18 protein-coding genes are annotated in these 17,911 nt (G+C 57.5%); 7 read left to right on the forward strand and 11 right to left on the reverse strand.

Annotation, left to right across the window (positions count from 1 at the left end; all coding sequences use genetic code 11):
• Positions 1–220: 220 nt before the first annotated feature.
• On the forward strand, positions 221–1,438 hold the full coding sequence (locus HF327_RS20620) for a GGDEF domain-containing protein (RefSeq protein ID WP_198462237.1): 1,218 nt from the start codon (positions 221–223) through the stop codon (positions 1,436–1,438).
• Here HF327_RS20620 and HF327_RS22230 read toward each other — a convergent pair.
• Both HF327_RS22230 and HF327_RS22235 read right to left on the reverse strand, forming a co-directional pair.
• Positions 1,375–1,968 carry a GGDEF domain-containing protein gene (locus HF327_RS22230; RefSeq protein ID WP_236024325.1) on the reverse strand — a complete coding sequence of 198 codons (594 nt, stop codon included), beginning with the start codon at positions 1,966–1,968 and terminating at the stop codon, positions 1,375–1,377. The genes HF327_RS20620 and HF327_RS22230 overlap by 64 nt on opposite strands.
• 19 nt (positions 1,969–1,987) lie before the next feature.
• Positions 1,988–2,491 carry a hypothetical protein gene (locus tag HF327_RS22235; protein ID WP_236024326.1) on the reverse strand — a complete coding sequence of 168 codons (504 nt, stop codon included), beginning with the start codon at positions 2,489–2,491 and terminating at the stop codon, positions 1,988–1,990.
• A gap of 1,085 nt (positions 2,492–3,576) precedes the next feature.
• Here HF327_RS22235 and HF327_RS20630 point away from each other — a divergent pair.
• Positions 3,577–4,596, forward strand: a complete 1,020-nt coding sequence (locus HF327_RS20630) for a D-2-hydroxyacid dehydrogenase family protein (RefSeq protein WP_198462238.1) — start codon at positions 3,577–3,579, stop codon at positions 4,594–4,596.
• 8 nt (positions 4,597–4,604) lie between these two features.
• Here the strand turns inward: HF327_RS20630 and HF327_RS20635 are convergent, their stop codons facing one another.
• Genes HF327_RS20635 through HF327_RS20645 form a run of 3 tightly spaced genes read right to left on the reverse strand, consistent with a single transcriptional unit; the run spans position 4,605 to position 7,530 of the window.
• On the reverse strand, positions 4,605–5,507 hold the full coding sequence (locus HF327_RS20635; RefSeq protein WP_198462239.1) for a hypothetical protein: 903 nt from the start codon (positions 5,505–5,507) through the stop codon (positions 4,605–4,607).
• 3 nt (positions 5,508–5,510) lie between these two features.
• Positions 5,511–5,942 carry a DNA polymerase III subunit chi gene (locus tag HF327_RS20640; protein WP_198462240.1) on the reverse strand — a complete coding sequence of 144 codons (432 nt, stop codon included), beginning with the start codon at positions 5,940–5,942 and terminating at the stop codon, positions 5,511–5,513.
• A 52-nt stretch (positions 5,943–5,994) separates the two neighbouring features.
• Positions 5,995–7,530 (reverse strand): leucyl aminopeptidase, encoded by a 1,536-nt coding sequence (locus HF327_RS20645; RefSeq protein WP_198462241.1) that lies wholly within the window; start codon positions 7,528–7,530, stop codon positions 5,995–5,997.
• Between the two features lie 23 nt (positions 7,531–7,553).
• Here HF327_RS20645 and lptF point away from each other — a divergent pair, with 23 nt between their 5' ends.
• From lptF to HF327_RS20670, 5 genes are read left to right on the forward strand one after another with little or no spacing between them, the layout of a single operon-like run.
• Positions 7,554–8,663 (forward strand): LPS export ABC transporter permease LptF, encoded by a 1,110-nt coding sequence (lptF, locus tag HF327_RS20650; RefSeq protein WP_198462242.1) that lies wholly within the window; start codon positions 7,554–7,556, stop codon positions 8,661–8,663.
• Positions 8,660–9,763 (forward strand): LPS export ABC transporter permease LptG, encoded by a 1,104-nt coding sequence (gene lptG, locus HF327_RS20655; protein ID WP_198462243.1) that lies wholly within the window; start codon positions 8,660–8,662, stop codon positions 9,761–9,763. Before lptF ends, lptG begins: the two co-directional genes overlap by 4 nt.
• A gap of 3 nt (positions 9,764–9,766) precedes the next feature.
• Positions 9,767–10,210, forward strand: coding sequence for a sirohydrochlorin chelatase (locus tag HF327_RS20660; RefSeq protein WP_198462244.1), 444 nt, complete (start codon positions 9,767–9,769; stop codon positions 10,208–10,210).
• A gap of 51 nt (positions 10,211–10,261) precedes the next feature.
• Positions 10,262–11,203, forward strand: a complete 942-nt coding sequence (locus tag HF327_RS20665) for a CysB family HTH-type transcriptional regulator (protein ID WP_099737195.1) — start codon at positions 10,262–10,264, stop codon at positions 11,201–11,203.
• 27 nt (positions 11,204–11,230) lie between these two features.
• Complete coding sequence (locus tag HF327_RS20670) at positions 11,231–12,397, forward strand: pyridoxal phosphate-dependent aminotransferase (RefSeq protein ID WP_198462258.1); 1,167 nt, start codon at positions 11,231–11,233, stop codon at positions 12,395–12,397.
• Positions 12,398–12,505: 108 nt separating this feature from the next.
• Here the strand turns inward: HF327_RS20670 and HF327_RS20675 are convergent, their stop codons facing one another.
• From HF327_RS20675 to soxY, 6 genes are all read right to left on the reverse strand, one after another.
• Positions 12,506–13,615 (reverse strand): YeeE/YedE family protein, encoded by a 1,110-nt coding sequence (locus HF327_RS20675; RefSeq protein WP_198462245.1) that lies wholly within the window; start codon positions 13,613–13,615, stop codon positions 12,506–12,508.
• Positions 13,616–13,688: 73 nt separating this feature from the next.
• Positions 13,689–15,422, reverse strand: coding sequence for a thiosulfohydrolase SoxB (soxB, locus tag HF327_RS20680; protein ID WP_198462246.1), 1,734 nt, complete (start codon positions 15,420–15,422; stop codon positions 13,689–13,691).
• Between the two features lie 147 nt (positions 15,423–15,569).
• The gene (soxX, locus tag HF327_RS20685) at positions 15,570–16,223 is read right to left on the reverse strand and encodes a sulfur oxidation c-type cytochrome SoxX (protein WP_198462247.1); all 654 of its coding nucleotides are present in this window, start codon (positions 16,221–16,223) and stop codon (positions 15,570–15,572) included.
• Between the two features lie 10 nt (positions 16,224–16,233).
• Entirely contained in the window at positions 16,234–17,043 is an 810-nt protein-coding gene (soxA, locus tag HF327_RS20690) for a sulfur oxidation c-type cytochrome SoxA (RefSeq protein ID WP_198462248.1), read from the reverse strand.
• A 73-nt stretch (positions 17,044–17,116) separates the two neighbouring features.
• The gene (gene soxZ / locus HF327_RS20695; protein ID WP_198462249.1) at positions 17,117–17,428 is read right to left on the reverse strand and encodes a thiosulfate oxidation carrier complex protein SoxZ; all 312 of its coding nucleotides are present in this window, start codon (positions 17,426–17,428) and stop codon (positions 17,117–17,119) included.
• Between the two features lie 24 nt (positions 17,429–17,452).
• Complete coding sequence (soxY, locus tag HF327_RS20700; protein ID WP_198462250.1) at positions 17,453–17,908, reverse strand: thiosulfate oxidation carrier protein SoxY; 456 nt, start codon at positions 17,906–17,908, stop codon at positions 17,453–17,455.
• Between the last annotated feature and the right edge of the window lie 3 nt (positions 17,909–17,911).

Consider the following 17,911-nt stretch of genomic DNA (forward strand, 5'->3'; position numbering starts at 1 on the left):
GTCTCGCAATGCTGGCAAACGCTGTCAACAAGTGTCACTTTTAGTGATTTCATCGCCAAAAACCTCCGAGCAAACGGTTAGAAGTCGCAAGAAGTTGTTACTTTCTGAACAAGAAGGTTAGTGTGTGACACATTACCTAACGCCTTGGCATTTAGATTCGACTTGAGATATGGCCAGTTTGGTCTGTCTGTTGGTTACCACTAGCAGAAGGGCTGCATGTATGCACACGAGCAACGACTACATCTATGTGCTGATGCCATCACTGTCCCTGCTTTTCCTGGCCGGCCTGCTGGGGGTCTGCTGGATAACCCAGCGTCGGCAGCACTTCTTACTTTGGCTGTGCTCTGCTTACCTGCTGACTGCAGTGTCCATCAGCATTCGTAGCGTGCTGAAGCTTGAGGTTCTCAGTCACTATGTGGTGCTCGTCAATGCATTGTTTCTTGCCGGGGCATGGTGCATGTCCAAGAGCTTCTCAGAGCGTCGGCGGGTAGTAGCGCATCCATTGGCCGCGCTTGTCTTGTGTGTAACAACGCTGGCATCGCTTTACTACTTCGCACTGTTTGAGCAAAACACTATCAGGCGCCTTCATGCATTCAGCATCGGGGTGGCTTTGATTCTCCTGCTGCCAGTCCCGGCAGCCCTGAAAAAAGCACCTCCTCGGGACTGGCTGGATCGGACCTTGCTGTGGTCCTACGTATCTTATGCAGTCTTCACCATGCTTCGTCCCACCCTTGTTGCGTTTTTTGGACAGCACGGACTCAGCGATGCCATGCAGGCCAATTCGACTTACTGGCTGACGACGCTGATGAGCATTCTGTTGTTCGGATTACTCTTCACGGTCCTGATCTGTGCAGTCACCATCAGGGAAACCGTCACTCAGCTGCGCACGGAACGCGACATGGACGCGCTAACGCAGGTTCTGAACAGGCGGGCATTTCATGAAGCTGCACAGCAGCGGCTGGGCGACCAGCGCCTTTACCCCATGGCGATTCTGGCAGGCGATATCGATCACTTCAAACGCATCAACGATAGGTGGGGGCATGACCGGGGAGATGAAGTGCTGCAACTCGTCTCAAGCATCCTCAAACGCAATGTGCGCAACCACGACCTGGTTGCCCGCTTCGGCGGCGAAGAGTTTGTACTTCTCTTGACGCATCTGGATTTGCAAGGCGCCGAGCAAGTTGCGCAACGCATTCGCCAGGAGCTGAGCAATGACAAACAAGTTCTGACTCAAGGGCCTGGCTTGACGCTGAGCTTTGGAATTACGTCCATCGCCAATTCAAGCCAGCTCGACGGTGCATTGAAGCAGGCTGACGAACTGCTGTACAGCGCCAAGAATGCAGGTCGTGATCGCGTACATGTAGAAGGCCGCTTCTACCCAGACATTTGTTTTGAGTACACCTTGCCTGCAGATGAGGCACTCGCCTCGGCGACATGATCATGGGGGCTAACAACAACCTGATCGCGACCAGCCTCTTTGGCCCTGAAGAGCTGCCTGTCTGCCTGCATTACCGATTCACGTAGATCGCTGCCGAAGGGGTAAGCTGCGACCCCCAGACTCAGCGTGACACGACGGCCATCTGGCAGAGGCGGAAGACTTTCACTGATGCCCACGCGAATACGCTGCGCAACACGTTGCGCAGCCTCAATGTCAGCATAGGCCAGCAGCAGCACAAATTCTTCCCCCCCAAAGCGGGCTGCCAAATCTGTACCCCGAATGCTTGCCTGCATCACTGCGGCGACGGATTTGAGAACATTGTCGCCATACTCATGCCCCCACTCGTCGTTGACCCGTTTGAAGTGATCCAGGTCAGCAACAACGATAGAGACAGGCTGAGCCTTGCGATCGCTGGTCAGCATTTCCGCTTCTTCCCAAAAGCCACGGCGGTTCAACACTCCGGTCAGCATGTCATGGTTGCGCTCATCTCGCAGGGTTTCCATCACCTCCCTCATGGAAGCGATCAGCATAAGGCCTGAGAACACCAGGCTAAAGAGCAATGAGCAATGAGCCCAGCATAGTGACCAGCCAGTAAATAGAGCTGAGCATGTCCTGCAGCTCGGTGAAACCAAGGTAGATCACCATGACAGGCCGCAGCACCGTGTAGATGGCAAACACCCCGTAGGACCAATAAAGCAGCTTATCCAATCCATCGCGCTTTGCCTTTTTCAGCACGATGGACGGAAACGGAATGAAATGAATAATGCCCAACCCGGTATTCAACCAGAGTACACGTGCGGCAATGTTGTCCTGGGCCACACTGTTCACGTAAAGCCCGGCCACAACAATGATTGAGACCACTGCGGATGTCTTTGGATATGAGGAAACCAAGAATTTTTGTGCCACACCTAAGGTGCAAAGCCAGGCCCCGAGCAGATAGATGGGCCCTGTATAAACCGCCCAATTCACCAATTGCGCAGGGGAGGTGATGCTTTGCCAGCCTAGCGCAAGCCCGGTAAGAGTCAACCCACAAGCCGTCCAGAGCAAAAACATGGAGCGACGCTGAGCGAGCCAGCAAAACCCCTGCAGTAATGCACACTGGTGCGAGCAACAGATAGAGCTGAATATTGCTAGGCATGCAAGTAGCCGGTCAGTGAAACTCAAACAGGCAGCTACGCAGTTTTCGCAACCATCTCTGAGACTCAAAAGAAGAGGTCCGATTGTTCAACGGACTTCAGGACGCCGGATGTTACCAACTATTAAAAAATCCCGACAAATACACTAAGAAGCACCGACCTCGCCTATTCGTTCCACTTCGCTGGATAGGCGCTGGTCACACACCATGGTCGATAACTACCTGTCTAGGGGCCGCCCATCCTGAATGGATCAGTGAGAGTCGCGGAAAGTTGCGAAAAGCGGCCCATCGCCAACCCGTTAAACCGCGCTTAGCGGCACCTTTGTATTCACCATCCCTCAAGGCCCCCTGCTTTCTAGCTTCCCCTTTAGAGCCTGGGCCCAGAAATTAAAGACATCGTCAGCCAAGACCCCCTCAGTCATAGCCCCAAACTCTAGTCTCACCCCGTAAGTCACTCCGCCTCCGCGAACTCAGAGCTCTGTCATTGAACTGATCGCGCGGCTTGTCGATCTAGTTGCCCAGGTAGTCCTCGAACAGTTTACCGATGGTGTAAATACCATCCTTCGCTACTTATGCCGCCGATTTTAAAAAAGCCACGCTTGCTTTCGCTCTAAAGAAGGATCAAGCCTCTCCCCAGGATTTGGTCGTAGATTCTTTCAGCGCCTAGTCGCATCAACAAAGTCTGTGGCTGGGCAGAAAAAATTGCACTTGCCACACCCTCCCATCAAAGGGCGACTTCACTGTGTAAACCCAACTTACCCTGACGCCGTGGTCTTCAGGCACAAACCGGGCCATCCTTGAATAACAATAGAGAAAGCAGATGGCAATGCTTTGACAGCACGGACATCAAAATACATGCACACTCCTTGACGGCATCGCTTTCAAACCCTACGTTAGACACTGGAGTCAGGTCTGGCGTGGACTGTAGAAATAGTATGCGCAAAGCGTTGATGATATGTGAAATTTCTCAATTAATTCAGCCACTTATCAAAGGATCTCAGTGGTGAACATAGTTATTTTGGACGATTACCAAGATGCAGTCCGCAAACTCGATTGCGCCAAGTTGCTGGACACTTTCAACGCCAAGGTCTACACCAACACGATCAAGGGCGTAGGCCAACTTTCTGTGCGCCTGCGCGATGCCGATGTGATCGTCCTTATTCGTGAACGCACCCATATCTCCCGCCAATTGCTTGAAAAGCTGCCGCGCCTGAAGTTGATTGCCCAAACAGGCAAGGCCGGCGCGCATATCGATGTTCAGGCCTGTTCCGAGCGCGGCGTGGCGATCGCCGAAGGTGTGGGCTCCCCGGTCGCCCCGGCAGAGCTGACTTGGGCTTTGATCATGGCGTCCATGCGTCGTCTGCCGCAGTACGTCGCCAACCTTAAGCACGGTGCATGGCAGCAGTCCGGTCTCAAGGCCGCATCCATGCCGCCTAATTTTGGACTGGGCAACGTGCTGCGCGGACGCATATTGGGTATCTGGGGCTATGGCCGTATTGGTCAGCTGGTGGCCGCCTATGGCAAGGCTTTTGGCATGCAGGTTTGTGTCTGGGGAAGCGATTCTTCGCGCAAAAAAGCCGAAGCTGATGGTTTTCTATCCGCCCCAAGTAAGGAAGCATTTTTTGAGCAATGCGATGTGATCTCTCTTCACCTTCGCCTTCATGAGGCCACGCGCAATGCGGTGACGTCACAAGACTTGGCACACATGAAGCCCACGGCCTTGTTCGTCAACACCTCACGCGCTGAACTGGTCGAGCCAGAGGCCTTGCTTTGTGCCTTGAACCGTGGCCGCCCTGGTCTTGCAGCGATTGACGTTTTCGAGAGCGAACCCATTTTGCAGGGCCATGCCCTGCTGCGCCTAGAGAACTGCATTTGCACACCCCACATTGGTTATGTGGAACAGGACAGCTATGAGCTGTATTTCCGCGCGGCTTTTGAGAACGTGGTGAACTTTGCCAATGGACAGCCCACCAATATTCTGAATCCGGAAATTTTCAGCGGCCCGATTCGATTGAACCGCTGAACCTGGATTTATTTCTCGTTTTCCTGCTGAGCTTGCAACGCAAGCTCAGCCTCAACGGCTTCACACACTGAGTGGCGCAGCACGGACTCAAGCTCTTCGCGCAAGCGCTGCACGAGAGAGCGAGTCTGGGCCTCTACCACCTGCTCAAACGCCACTGCCAGACGCTTTTCCAGCAGCAGATCGACACGCTGCATCAGGCGTTGAACCAAGTGCTCCTCGGTAAGTTGCGTAGTCTGTGTCAGCTGTGTAATCTGTGCCTGCTGTCCGCTCAAGGCCTGATTCAGACTTGAAGCGTTAGCTGCAGCGACTTCATCCTCATTCAGCGCCTGAGCAACTGGCTCAGTCGCTGAAGCGACAAGCTCTGTGCTTTCCATATACACATCCGACAGCAGCGACAAGGCTTCAGCGTCAAATGTGCCGGACAACTCAGGCTCAGGGAGCTCAGCAGCCTGGGGCATGCCATTCGCATCTATCTCTACCTGTTCCTTAGCTTCAGTCAATGTAAAGACTTGCTCACCCAACCTATGCATTTCAGCGCTTTCGGCAAAAGGCTGCTGAGGCGGCAACGACTCTGGCAAGGGCGGCAACTGATGAGGAATGGTTGCAGGCTTGCTGCGAACATAAAGCCCATCGGCCAACCACGGGGAGTGAAACGATGCGCGTGAAATGGGTGCGGCGGGAGCACAGGGAACAGCGGGTGCTGCACTCTCTTGCTCTTCTGACTGGCTCAGCACACGCGCCACGCGTGCCAGGGGCTCGTCCAGCGCCCAGTCCTGGCTGCTGACTCCACCCTCTCCACTTTCCGTACTGGCCTCGCTTAAGTCACTCACTGTCTTTACATCAACTGCTGGCGACACCACGTCGGTCAGCGTGGGTACAAAACGCGGAGGGACTTTGGATGAAGAGTTCATGGCCTAGCCCTTGAGATTCAAATCATGCCGAACGATGGAGAAACCACGCGCTTCGTAATTACGCCAGCGCGTGCGCGCCTCATGGCGGTCCATTTCATCGCTGGACGAGACGATTTCCACCACACGCTCAAAGCGCTCGAAACCTTCCAGTACCTGCGCCGTGAGGTTGATCAACACATCGTGGTGCGGCAGATCATGCAACTGCGCAGCCAACACAATGGGCGACACCGCCAGAAGCGCTCCGCCCTCAGCCGCCGTGGCATGGGCCAGAAAGTCCGTGGACGATACGCTCCAGAGCCGCGTTGACAGCCGGCTCAGCACAGCGGCATCACCCACGATGACCAGACGCGCGCCATGGCGCAAGGCCTTGCGCGCAAATCGGCACACATAGCCCAGCTTGTCTGGAGCATTGAAATGAAAGGCAATTTCTGTCACATCACTTGCAGCTGGCCACGGACTCTTTCAAGGCCGCGCAAGCCGACTTCCTTTAAGCCGATGCCTTGACTGCAGTGCGACGCGAGGTCGCTGGTTTTACGGCACTCTTGCGTGCAGCAGTCTTGGCCGGTTGTGCCATACGAGGGGCTTGGACCTGATTCAGCAGGTATTGAACCAACAAGCCCACGGGGCGGCCAGTTGCTCCCTTGGCTGCGCCACTCTTCCAGGCGGTGCCAGCAATGTCCAGGTGCGCCCAGGGAATGTTACCCACAAACTTCTGCAAGAACTTTGCAGCAGTTACTGCACCCGCAGCGCGGCCGGCTACATTGCCCATGTCGGCAAAATTGCTCTTGAGTCCGTCTGCGTACTCATCGTCCAGCGGCATGCGCCAGCAGGGGTCCAGCGCCGCATCACCAGCGCTGAGCAACGCGGCAGCCAGTTCATCATTGGTCGAAAACAGGCCGCTGCGCAAACCGCCCAGAGCAATCACGCAAGCTCCTGTCAGCGTGGCCATGTCCACCAGCGCCGTGGGTTTGAAGCGCGCGGCATAGTGCAGCACATCGCACAGGACCAGACGACCTTCGGCGTCGGTGTTAAGAATTTCAATGGTCTGACCGCTCATGCTGGTGACCACATCGCCGGGCTTGACGGCTGCGCCATCAGGCATGTTTTCGCAGGCTGGAATAAGGCCAACCACATTAATGGCAGGCTGCAGCTTTGCCAGAGCTTGGAACACGCCAAGCACGCTGGCAGCGCCACCCATGTCGTACTTCATCTCGTCCATCTCCGCAGCAGGCTTGAGCGAGATACCACCGGTATCAAACGTAATGCCTTTGCCCACCAGCACGATAGGCGCTTCGGTCTTGGCCGCGCCGTTGTAATGCAGTTCGATAAAGCGCAGCGGCTCACGCGAGCCCTGAGCCACGGCCATGAAAGCACCCATGCCCAACTTGGCAACTTCGGCCGGGCCATGAATTTTGCAGCTCATGCGCGCTGCTCTGGCAATGCTCTTGGCTGCATTGGCAAGCATCGTGGGGGTCGAATGGTTGGCGGGGCGATTGGCCCATTCACGCGCCACGGCCACGCCTTCTTGCTGCGCAACGGCAGTCTCAAAAGAAGAGGCTACGGCGGCATTTTTAGACGGGACACCCAGTACCACCTTGGCTAGGCCGATGGGCTTGGTCTGAGATTTGGTATGGGTATAAAGATAGGTGACATCTGCCACGGCCTGAACGGCAGCAGCAACGACCTGAGCATTGGCCTCGAAAGTCAGACTCACAACAGCCTTGGTGACGCCCTCAGACTTAAGTGCGGAAGCGCAGCTAACCAGCGCATTGCGCACATCCTTGACCGTACCAGCACCCACGCCCAGCAGCACCACACGGCGCGCGGCAATCGCGGGCACTTGGTACAAAGCCAGTTGCTTGCCGCAAGACAGGGCAAAATCACCGTGTTTGACGGCGTGGGCCGCCATGGCTCCCAGCGCATCGCTGCCCAGCGCAGCGTGCTCGGAAACCAGCACCAGCAGCAGGTCACATTTTTCCCGTGCTGCAGCAGCAGCGGTCAGAGCCTTCAGTTCAAAGTTCATAATCGGTGTTTTCCTTTTAGCCAATGTTATTCGATTCATCCATACGCAAAGAGCTGGCTCGCAGCTTTGGTGCGACGGCTGTGGTCCTGATCACTGTGGTGATGACCATGATGCTGATTCGCACCCTCGGTCAGGCTTACAAGGGCAGTGTCAGCCCTTCCGATGTGATGCTGGTCATGGGTTTCACCGTGCTCGGGCAACTCCCTACCATTTTGGGCCTGAGCCTGTTTGTGGCCATTGTGGGCTCACTCTCACGCATGTATCGCGACAGCGAGATGGTCATCTGGTTCGCCGCAGGCCAAGGTCTTGCCAGCCTGCTGCGTCCCTTGCTACGCTTTGCCTGGCCCGTGATTCTGATCACCGCCGTACTCGCTCTTGGCGTTTTGCCCTGGTCTTATCAACAAATTGAGCAGATCAAGACCCAATTTCAGCAACGCAGCGACTTGGATCGCATCGCACCCGGCGAGTTTCAGGAATCCGCTGGCGGCACACGCGTGTTCTTTGTCGACAAGGATTCCCCATCGGACATGGCAGCCAGCAACGTCTTTGTGGTCTCGCGTGATCCCGGCAAAGAATCCGTAACATCCGCCAAAGGCGCACACATTGCCACCGTCAAAGGCCAGCGCATGGTCATTCTGGAAGACGGCCAGCGCATGGAAACCCGTACCGACGATGGCTCGGTCCGCGTGACCGACTTCAAGGAATACGGCGTCAAGGTGGACAACGACAACCCCGTTACCATGCAAGAAATAGCAGCACGCAGCATGCCCACCAAGGAACTGCTGGGCCGCGATGAACCGATTGCACGCTCGGTGCTGGCCTGGCGACTGGGCCTGCCTTTTGCGGCGCTGAACTTTGTCATTCTGGGGCTCGCGATCTCCAGCGTAAACCCACGTGCAGGCAACAGCACCAGCCTGATGATTGCCCTGTTTGCCTTCATCGTTTACTACAACCTCATGACGCTGGGAGAAAGCTGGGTCAGTGCCGACAAAATTGGGATGTGGGGCATTCTGGGTCTGCTGCACGGTAGCATTCTGGTCTGTAGCACCCTGGTGCTGCTGGCACGCCATTTCCGCTGGTCGCCACGCGATCTGCTGCGCCGCTCCAATGCTCGCCAGGAGTCTGCACAATGAAAGTTCTTCGCAACCTGATCTACCGCGAAGTCATTCAGGCGGTGCTCTATGTCACGCTCGCCTTTCTCGCGCTGTTCTTTTTCTTTGACCTGGTCGACGAAATGCGCTGGGTGGGCAGTGGCAACGCGGGATACACCACCACGCATGCCCTGCTATTAGTGGCGCTTGCCATTCCCGGTCACCTTTATGAGCTAATGCCCATTGCCGTGCTGATTGGCGCCATTTTTGTAATGGCCAAGTTTGCGCAAAGCTCTGAGTTCACCATCATGCGCACCAGCGGCATGGGCCCCTGGCTGGCCCTGCGCACGCTACTGGTGCTGGGTATGAGCTTTGTGGTTCTCACTGTGGCGGTGGGCGACTACATTGCCCCGGCTGCGGACAACATTAGTCAGAAACTGCGCGTCCTTGGTAAAGGCCAAATCTCTCGCGGAGCAACCGGGGCCTGGCTCAAGGAAAAGCAGGGCCAGCACTCTGTCGCCATCAATGTCGGTGCTATTAAAAAGCCTGGCGAATTTGTGAACGTGCGCATCTTCGAGTTTGATGCAAAAGGCCGCATCGCCGCGCAAATCAATGCCCAGTCCGCGCAGGTGGACGAGGAAAACGATCAGTGGACGCTACAAGGCGTGCAGTCCACCCAGGTCACACAAAACGGCGACAGTACCAAGATGATACGCAGCAATGAAGAAACCATGAACTGGCCTACCAAGGTCACGGCATCCATGGTCTCTGGTGCGCTGCTCAAGCCTGACCGTATGACCACGGTGGCGCTGTTCCAGTTCATTCAGCACTTGCAAGACAACGGTCAGGCCGCGCAAAAGTACGAAATTGAATTCTGGCGCAAGGTCTTCTATCCACTCAGTTGCCTTGTGATGGTGGTGTTGGCCCTGCCCTTTGCCTATCTGCACTTCCGCTCCGGCGGCATCACGGCCTATGTGTTTGGCGGCGTCATGGCGGGCATCAGCTTCTTCCTGCTTAACAACGTGTTTGGCTACATCGGCACGCTGCAGTCGTGGTGGCCGTGGCTGGCGGCGGCAGCCCCGGGCATGCTTTATACCGCTCTCTCTCTCTCAGCCTTTGGCTGGCTGGTACTCAGGCGCTAAATCATGTCAAGCGACAAGCTCTCTCCATCAAACCAGGCTGGCATGATCTTGCTGGCACACGGTTCCAGAGACCCCCTCTGGCGCCAGCCGATTGAGGCCGTGCTGCTCGCATTGCAGGCCAGCCAACCCGATCTGCCCTGCACCTGCGCCTACCTCGAGGCCTGTGTACCCGACCTGTCCACTGCCGCCAACGCGTTGATTGCGCAAGGCGTCAACCGGCTTACGGTGCTTCCCCTGTTTCTCGGCACCGGCAAACATGCCCGCGAAGACATTCCGCGCCTGCTGAACGAATTGCGCCTGCAGCACCCCGATTGCCAGTTCGATCTGCAAACCGCTGCGGGCGAGAACCCCAGAGTCACCGCACTGCTTGCCCAGTTAGCTGTTGAAGCGATTGCGCATCAAAGTGGCGATTCAGGTTCGAACATACAGAATTCAGATAAAAAATAGATTCTTTAGATATTTGAAGCATAATGATGCAAGTTCTTAGTCCATGCCGTCATGAACCTGCATCAATTTCGCTTCGTTCAAGAAGCCGCCCGCCGCAATCTCAACCTGACCGAGGCGGCCAAGGCCCTTCACACCTCTCAGCCAGGTGTCTCCAAAGCCATCATCGAGCTTGAAGAAGAGTTGGGCATAGACATCTTTGCCCGCCACGGCAAGCGCCTCAAGCGCATTACCGAGCCAGGTCAGGAAGTGCTCAAAAGCATTGAACTCATCATGCGCGAAGTGGGCAACCTCAAGCGCATCGGTGAGCAGTACAGCGCACAAGACAGCGGCACACTCAGCATTGCCACCACCCACACTCAGGCGCGTTATGTGCTGCCTCCGGCCGTGGCCCGCCTGCGTGAGCAATACCCAAAGGTCACCATCAGCCTGCACCAGGCTACGCCCGCCGAAGTGGCGCGCATGGTGATCGACGAGGTCGCCGAGATTGGCATGGCGACCGAATCGCTGGCTGATTACCCCGAGCTCGTCACTCTGCCCTGCTATGAATGGCAGCATGTTCTGGTGTTCCCGACTGGCCACCCACTGGCTCAAAAAGAGCGCATCACGCTGGAAGACATTGCCCAGGAAGCGCTGATTACCTACCACCCGTCCTTCACCGGTCGCGGCAAGATTGACCGCGCCTTTGAAATGCGCCGCCTGCACCCGCGCATCGTGCTGGAAGCCATTGACTCTGACGTGATCAAGACCTATGTGCGCCTGGGTCTGGGCATCGGTATCGTGGCCGAGATGGCCATGCGTGATGACCCTGTCAACGACCTCGTCGTGCGCCCCGTCGGCCATCTGTTCGGCACCAGCGTGGCCCGCGTGGCCATCAAGCGCGGCGCATACTTGCGTAACTTCGTCTACAAGTTTGCCGAGCTGCTCAGCGACCGCCTCTCGCGCGACCTGATCATCCGCGCCATGAATGGCAGCGTGGACGATTTCGGACTGTAATTTCACCGGCACGGGCCGCACCCGTGCCTGCACTGCAAGACTAACGTGACCCCGACCTTTCCCAGCAAGCTGCCCAATGTGGGCACCACGATCTTCACTGTCATGTCGGCACTGGCCGCCGAGCACAAGGCCGTCAACCTTGGTCAGGGCTTTCCAGATTTTGGCTGCGACCCCAAGCTGCTTGACGCCGTGAACGACGCCATGCGCGCCGGCCACAACCAGTACCCCCCCATGACCGGCTGGCCTGCGCTGCGCGAAGCAGTTGCTTCAAAAATTGAAGCACTGCACGCCCGCCGTTACGAGGCTGGCAGCGAAATCACCATTACCGCCGGTGCCACACAGGCCATCCTCACCATCATTCTGGCTACCGTGCACAAAGGCGATGAAGTCATCGTGCTCGACCCCTGCTACGACAGCTACGTGCCCAATATCGAGATGGCGGGCGGCGTCCCCGTACGCGTGCCCCTCACGCCCGGCAGTTTCCGGCCGGACTTCGCAAAAATAGCGGCTGCCATCACGCCGCGCACGCGCCTCTTGATCATCAATAGCCCGCACAACCCCAGTGCCACCATCTGGACCGATGCGGAAATGCGCCAGCTGGAAGCGCTGCTCGCCCCCACCAATGTGCTGCTCATCAGCGACGAGGTGTATGAGCACATGGTTTACGACGGTGCCCAGCACCTGAGCAGCGTCCGCTACCCTGGCCTGGCAGAGCGCGCGTTTATCGTCTCCAGCTTTGGCAAGACCTTCCACGTCACCGGCTGGAAAGTTGGCACCGTGGCAGCCCCTGCCGCACTGACGGCGGAGTTCCGCAAGGTCCACCAGTTCAATGTGTTCACGGTGAACACGCCCATGCAGGCCGGTCTGGCGCAATACATGCAAGACCCAGCGCCCTACATGAACCTCTCGGCCTTCTACCAGGCCAAGCGCGATCTGTTTGTAAACGGCCTGAAAGGCTCACGCCTGAAGCTGCTGCCCACGGCGGGCACCTACTTTCTGTGCGCCGATATCTCCTCGGTCTCCGACCTCAACGAAGCCGATTTCTGCCAGTGGCTGGTCAAGGAAGTCGGCGTCGCCGCCATTCCGTTGTCGGCCTTCTACGGCGACGGTTTCGATCAGCGTGTGGTGCGCTTCTGCTTCGCTAAAAAGGATGAAACCTTGATCGAAGCCGCAGCCAGACTGCGCAAGCTGTAAAGCCCTTCGCCTCATAAAAAAGGAGCGCCTATCGCGCTCCTTTTTTCATATTCAGACCTATTTAATGCTGAAACCTATGCTTGGCAAGCGCAAACAGCTATCAAGTCTTTAAACCCTGGACGCCAGATAGCGCAGCATCAGCACCGCCCCCAGCACAATACCCGCAATAGCGATAAAGCTGCCCAAACTGAGCATGGATATCGCGCTGATTCCCTGGCCTATTGTGCAGCCCATGGCTGTTACACCGCCCACGCCCATCAGCATGGCCCCCATCAAGTGACGCGCCAAGTCCTGCCTGTCCGCAAAGCCTTGCCACTGAAAATCTCCGCGCCACAGTGCATGGATAAAGCTGCCCAGCACCATGCCCATCACCGATGCAATACCCCAGGTCACGACCTTGCTGCGGTCGCTGAAGAACATCAGCCAGTCCAGCGTATGCGCAATGGGCGAGACAAAGCTAAACGCCTCGATGCGCCCGCTATAGGTCGCGGCATAAACCTGCTCCAGCGTTTCGGGGTGCTCGGCCACCAGCCCCAGATGACCGCTGAGCCACCAAGCCGCCGCCACGCACAAGCCAACCAGAACGCCACCCAGCAATACGCCCCAGCGGCGATCCGCTCCACGCATGGGGTTGATGGCCATCACAAGCAAAATCAGGGCCACACCAAAACCCAGACCTGCGCGAGTGGCAAACAGCGGCCACGACGTTGCGCCAGCCAACATATCCGGCAGCAAGGCCGGCGTGCTGAATTCCAGTTGCATGCTGTCGAGCCAGCGCACACGCGCCACGGCCGTAATGCCTTTGAGCGTCGCAAAGGCCGCCACAGCCATGACCAGCAACACGACCAGCGCCTTGAGGCTACCGCCGCCTAGCCGGGTCAGATTTCTGGCACCGCAGCCCGAGGCCAGCACCATGCCCGCACCAAACAAGGCACCGCCCACCAAGGCAGACAGCCACAGCAGCCGGCGGCTGGCATAGAGCGTATCGCCCACCTGCAACTGCCCCCACAGCGCCAGCGCTGTAAAGCCCAGCATGGCCACGGCAATCGCCACACACCATTGCCGCACGCGGGTCCAGTCTTGCAGATACACCGCATCGCTGATGGCACCCACGGTGCAAAAGCGGGTCTCACGCATCACAAAGCCCAGTAAGGCAGCCAGCAACAAAATGGCCACCAAAATGGTGGCCGTCAACGATTCAAACTCGGCAAGGCTCATGCGCGCATTGGAAGGCGTGCACTGCGATCGGGCAATGGAACATACCCCTGCACGCGCAGTAACGCAGTCTTAATCACGCTTTTGCCAAACCGTGATTGCTACCGATATTGATCAGTTTCGGTTCATTCAGCTGGCGTGGCTTGATGGTTTTTTGCGCCTTGAGCCAAGGCTCAACCACTTCCCAGATCTGCTTGTGGCCAGCGCTTTTGGCCTCTTCTGCCACAGGTGCCCAGCCTGCCACCTTGTACTTTTTATCGGCCTCCAGCAGTTGGCCATTCAGCCGCATCTCGCTGATGCGTTTACCAGCGCCAGCCGTCGGCTCGCACTGATACTGAAAGCCTCCCACGCGCACCATGTCGCCGCCCTGCTGGTAGTAGGGGTCGGGGTTGAAGAGGTTGTCCGCCACATCTTCCAGCACGGTCTTGATGGTGGCTCCTGTCATCTCTGTCACCGTGGCATAAGAGTAAGTCGTTGCCGTCATGTCCATCAGCCACTCACGGGTGATGTCCTGCCCGGCCAGCAGTGAAGTTCCCCAGCGGAAACCCGGCGAGAAGGCAATCGGCGCATCCTGTACAGCCATCATGGCATCCAGCAACAGCTGATCGCCCGTGCCGTTGAAGTTGCCACGGCGGTACAGCGTGCCATCCGTCGTCGCCAGCACCTCGGCCAGCTTGCTCTGATACGGTGCGCGCACCTTGGTGATCAGCGCCTGCATCTCGGCATCCGCAGGCAAAATGTTGGAAAACACTGGCAACAGACGGTATTTAAAGTCGCGCACCTTGCCGTCCTTGACGTCAAAGTCCAGCACGGCCAGAAACTTCCCGTTGGAGCCCGCATTGCTCACGATGGTCTTGCCACCCGCGTTCTGCACAATCGTGGGAACGGGCATGCCGTCATGGGTGTGACCACCCAGAATGGCGTCGATTCCACGCACGCGGCTGGCCATTTTCAGGTCCACATCCATGCCGTTGTGCGAGAGCACCACCACCACCTTGGCCCCCTTGCCGCGCGCTTCGTCCACCATCTTCTGCATGTTCTCGTCCTGAATGCCAAAGCTCCAGTCCGCCACCATGTAGCGTGGGTTGGCAATCGGTGTGTACGGAAAGGCCTGGCCAATGATGGCCACGGGAACGCCGTTGATCTCGCGAATCACATAGGGTTTGAACACCGGGTCACCAAAGTCCGCCGTCTTGACGTTCTGCGCCACAAAGTCGAGCTTGTTGCCGAAGTCCTTGTCGATGATCTCCTGCACGCGCTGCATGCCGTAGGTGAATTCCCAGTGGCCGGTCATCACATCCACGCCCAGCAGCTTGCAGGCATCCACCATGTCCTGAGCGTTCGTCCACAGCGATGTGGCCGATCCCTGCCAGGTATCACCGCCATCGAGCAGCAGAGCACCGGGGCGTGAAGCCCGCATGCGCTTGACCAGCGTGGACAGGTGCGCAAAGCCACCCACCTTGCCGTAGCGCTTGGCCGCTGCTTCAAAGTCCAGATAACTGAAGGCATAGCTCTGCGCCGTGCCGGGTTTGAGACCCACAGATTTGAGCAAATGCTCGCCCACCAGATGCGGACGCTGATCTTTCATCGCACCGATGCCTAGATTGACACTGGGCTCGCGGAAGTAAATGGGGTTGAGCTGAGCATGGCAATCCGTCATGTGCAGCAAGGACACATTGCCGAAAGGTGCAATCTCATACATAGCCTTATCGGCCAGCTTCTGGTCCGCATAAGCGTAGCGCTGCAACCCCATGCCTGTGACACTGGCCGCAGCCAGCACCTGCAAAAATTCGCGTTTGGAAAGGCTCATATCAATATCAGTGATCCATGATGCTGTGTGCCGCATTGGCTGGTGGATGCCGAGCAAAGGCAACCCCGCAGCGCAGGTGTCACCCCCCCCCCCCCGAATTGCAAAGCAAAGCGAGAGGGAGGAGCCGGCGCATCCGTTCAGGTAAAGCTATTTGTTGACAGGTGATTCGGGATCGACCAGCAATGCAACCAGATCGCGTGTCTGCGCTTCGGTCAGGATGCCGGAGTGACCAAAGCGGGGCATGCCCGAGCAGGCGTTGTAGGCCTTGGCATTCCAGATCTTGCCCCAGGTGTATTCGACGATGGCCTTGGAATCAGGGCTGTCGGGGTTCTGAATGCCGCGAATCTTGCCGTAGTTGTAGAGGCTGGGGCCCAGCGTGCCGTAGGAGATTTCTTCCTTGCTGATCTGGTGGCAGTTATAGCAATTGCCGCCGTTGGCACTGCCCGCTTTATCACTCCAGGTCATACCACGGCCATTCTGGGCAATCTTTTCGCCCTCTTTCCAGTTACCAACCAGCTTGCCGTCCTTGGGCCACTGCACGGTTTTCAGATTGGCTGCCTCAATGGCCTGCGCGCGTGAAGACTCCAGCGGTTTGCCAGAGGCATCAGCCGCACTGCAGGCCGCGTTTGACTCGTCCTGCATCAGCCTGTCCACCTTGGCAATGCCCTGATCGCGAAAAGAGGTCTTCACCATCTTGGCCGTCAAGGCATCCATATCCGCGCCGCTATCGACCGAGGCGCAGCCCAGCACCACAAACGATGCAGCGACTGCCAGATAAGGCACATATTTTTGTGTATTCATGCTGCCCTCCTTATCGCTTGATGGCCGGCGCCGTAGAGGCCCCGCCCTTGCCATTGACACCCATGAACACGCTCAGCGCCACGGTCACATCACTGGCGTAATCGGGGTACGGAAAGCGCTGCTGGCGGAAGCAGTCATTCAAGCGGCGCTGCATGCTCCACAACTCGCCCGACGAAACGCGGTAGGCAGGCCATGCACCAAAGCCTTCGGCAGCACCTGGGTTCCTCGTGAGGTTGGGCAGGTCCTGCATGCGAATGCGCTTGCCATCTGCACCGTGGCAGGACGCGCAAGCAAAGTCGTGCGGGCCGCCGCGCATGTAAAACAGACGCTTGCCCGCTTCATACATCTGCTTTTCCTGGGCATGGCTCTGGGGCAAGTCAAACTTCATGCCCTTGGACTGGGAAGAAATCCAGGCTACCAGGCCTTCCATGTTCTTTTGCTCATCCTTGCCAAAAGGCGTGGCGGCAATCTTTTGCGCATCCAGCCCCTGCTGCTTTTCCATGCAGGTCAGCAGGCGCGACTCTAAATCTTGCACCTTGCCCGTGTCCGCAAAGTAGCGCGGCAACTCGACAAACACGCCCTTGACCACGCCAGCGCCCTTGCCCAGGTCGCACTGCTCCATGGACATTTTCTTAGGGCCGCGCTTTTGCTTCCACAGCTCCTCACCCTTCATCTCGAACAGCTCGGCGGGGTTGCCGTCCTGCAGCATCTCCCGGTACTCGGCAATGCCGTCCGCCGTACTCTTTTGCGCCAGCACCGGTGCGCCGACGCACAGTGAGAGCACCGCAGCCAGCGCCCCTCTCAATGAGCTATGTCTCATGGGGTACCTCTCTTTATAGATTTGGACTCTGGCGAGGCTCATGGCTCAGCCCGGCCTCGCTCAATCAACGGTTTCAGCTGATCGTGGCCTCGTCAGTACGGGTCTCGCCCTTGTTGTCCTTCCAGCTGACCGAGATCTTGTCGCCCGCCTTGGCCCCCTTGACGACAAACTGCAGAAACGGGTTCTTGGACACCGCTGGCCCCCACTCTGCCTGCAGCACCTGTTTGCCGTTGTGGGCAGCCGTCACCTCCTGAATAAACCAGGCGGGCACGGTCTTGCCTTCCGCATCCTTGCGCTGACCCGTCTCCATCTCGTGGGACATCAGCACACGCACAGTTGTCTTGTCGCCTGCGGCCTGGGCGCGAATTCGCATCGGATCTGCCATGTTCTTCTCCTTGTCTTTGATGAATTAACCGCCGCAGCCACCCAGAGTGACCTTGACTTCCTTCTTGGCGTAGAAGGCCTTGCCATCGTTGGTAATGGCCACCGCATACACATCAGAAGATTGACCCAGCTTGGCGCGGGTCAGGAAGTTGGCTTCCACCGCGTCATTGATGGCAAAAGACGCCACCAGCGTGTTGGGGTTCTTCTCCACCAGCACCAGCATCTGCTTCACATTGGGCAAAGTCGTCGCCGCGCCCAGGGGCACGACAGCACCGTTCTCGGCAATGTCGGGGGCGGTCAGCGTCACATCCTTGCTCTCAGCCGGAGCTGATGCGCCCAAGGCCTTGAGTACCTCGGCCACCGTCTTGGCATCAAATGCAGGCTTGTTATAGGCAGCATGCGAAGCCTGCGGCAACAGACCAGCAGCCATCAGCATGCCGAATACGGCAGCGCTGTTTTTCAGGGCATCTCTACGTTTCATCTT

It is taken from the genome of Comamonas suwonensis (genome assembly GCF_012844455.2).
Classification (GTDB): Bacteria; Pseudomonadota; Gammaproteobacteria; order Burkholderiales; family Burkholderiaceae_C; genus Comamonas; species Comamonas suwonensis.

Bases quoted from the DNA above. Each gene is read 5' to 3' on its own strand.
- soxX (WP_198462247.1), bottom strand. From the start codon at position 16,223: ATGAATACACAAAAATATGTGCCTTATCTGGCAGTCGCTGCATCGTTT.
- soxZ (WP_198462249.1), bottom strand. From the start codon at position 17,428: ATGGCAGATCCGATGCGAATTCGCGCCCAGGCCGCAGGCGACAAGACA.
- HF327_RS20635 (WP_198462239.1), bottom strand. From the start codon at position 5,507: ATGAACTCTTCATCCAAAGTCCCTCCGCGTTTTGTACCCACGCTGACC.
- soxY (WP_198462250.1), bottom strand. From the start codon at position 17,908: ATGAAACGTAGAGATGCCCTGAAAAACAGCGCTGCCGTATTCGGCATG.
- HF327_RS20675 (WP_198462245.1), bottom strand. From the start codon at position 13,615: ATGAGCCTTGCCGAGTTTGAATCGTTGACGGCCACCATTTTGGTGGCC.
- soxA (WP_198462248.1), bottom strand. From the start codon at position 17,043: ATGAGACATAGCTCATTGAGAGGGGCGCTGGCTGCGGTGCTCTCACTG.
- HF327_RS22230 (WP_236024325.1), bottom strand. From the start codon at position 1,968: ATGCTGATCGCTTCCATGAGGGAGGTGATGGAAACCCTGCGAGATGAG.
- soxB (WP_198462246.1), bottom strand. From the start codon at position 15,422: ATGAGCCTTTCCAAACGCGAATTTTTGCAGGTGCTGGCTGCGGCCAGT.
- lptF (WP_198462242.1), top strand. From the start codon at position 7,554: ATGTTATTCGATTCATCCATACGCAAAGAGCTGGCTCGCAGCTTTGGT.
- HF327_RS20620 (WP_198462237.1), top strand. From the start codon at position 221: ATGCACACGAGCAACGACTACATCTATGTGCTGATGCCATCACTGTCC.
- lptG (WP_198462243.1), top strand. From the start codon at position 8,660: ATGAAAGTTCTTCGCAACCTGATCTACCGCGAAGTCATTCAGGCGGTG.
- HF327_RS20660 (WP_198462244.1), top strand. From the start codon at position 9,767: ATGTCAAGCGACAAGCTCTCTCCATCAAACCAGGCTGGCATGATCTTG.
- HF327_RS20665 (WP_099737195.1), top strand. From the start codon at position 10,262: ATGAACCTGCATCAATTTCGCTTCGTTCAAGAAGCCGCCCGCCGCAAT.
- HF327_RS22235 (WP_236024326.1), bottom strand. From the start codon at position 2,491: ATGTTTTTGCTCTGGACGGCTTGTGGGTTGACTCTTACCGGGCTTGCG.
- HF327_RS20645 (WP_198462241.1), bottom strand. From the start codon at position 7,530: ATGAACTTTGAACTGAAGGCTCTGACCGCTGCTGCTGCAGCACGGGAA.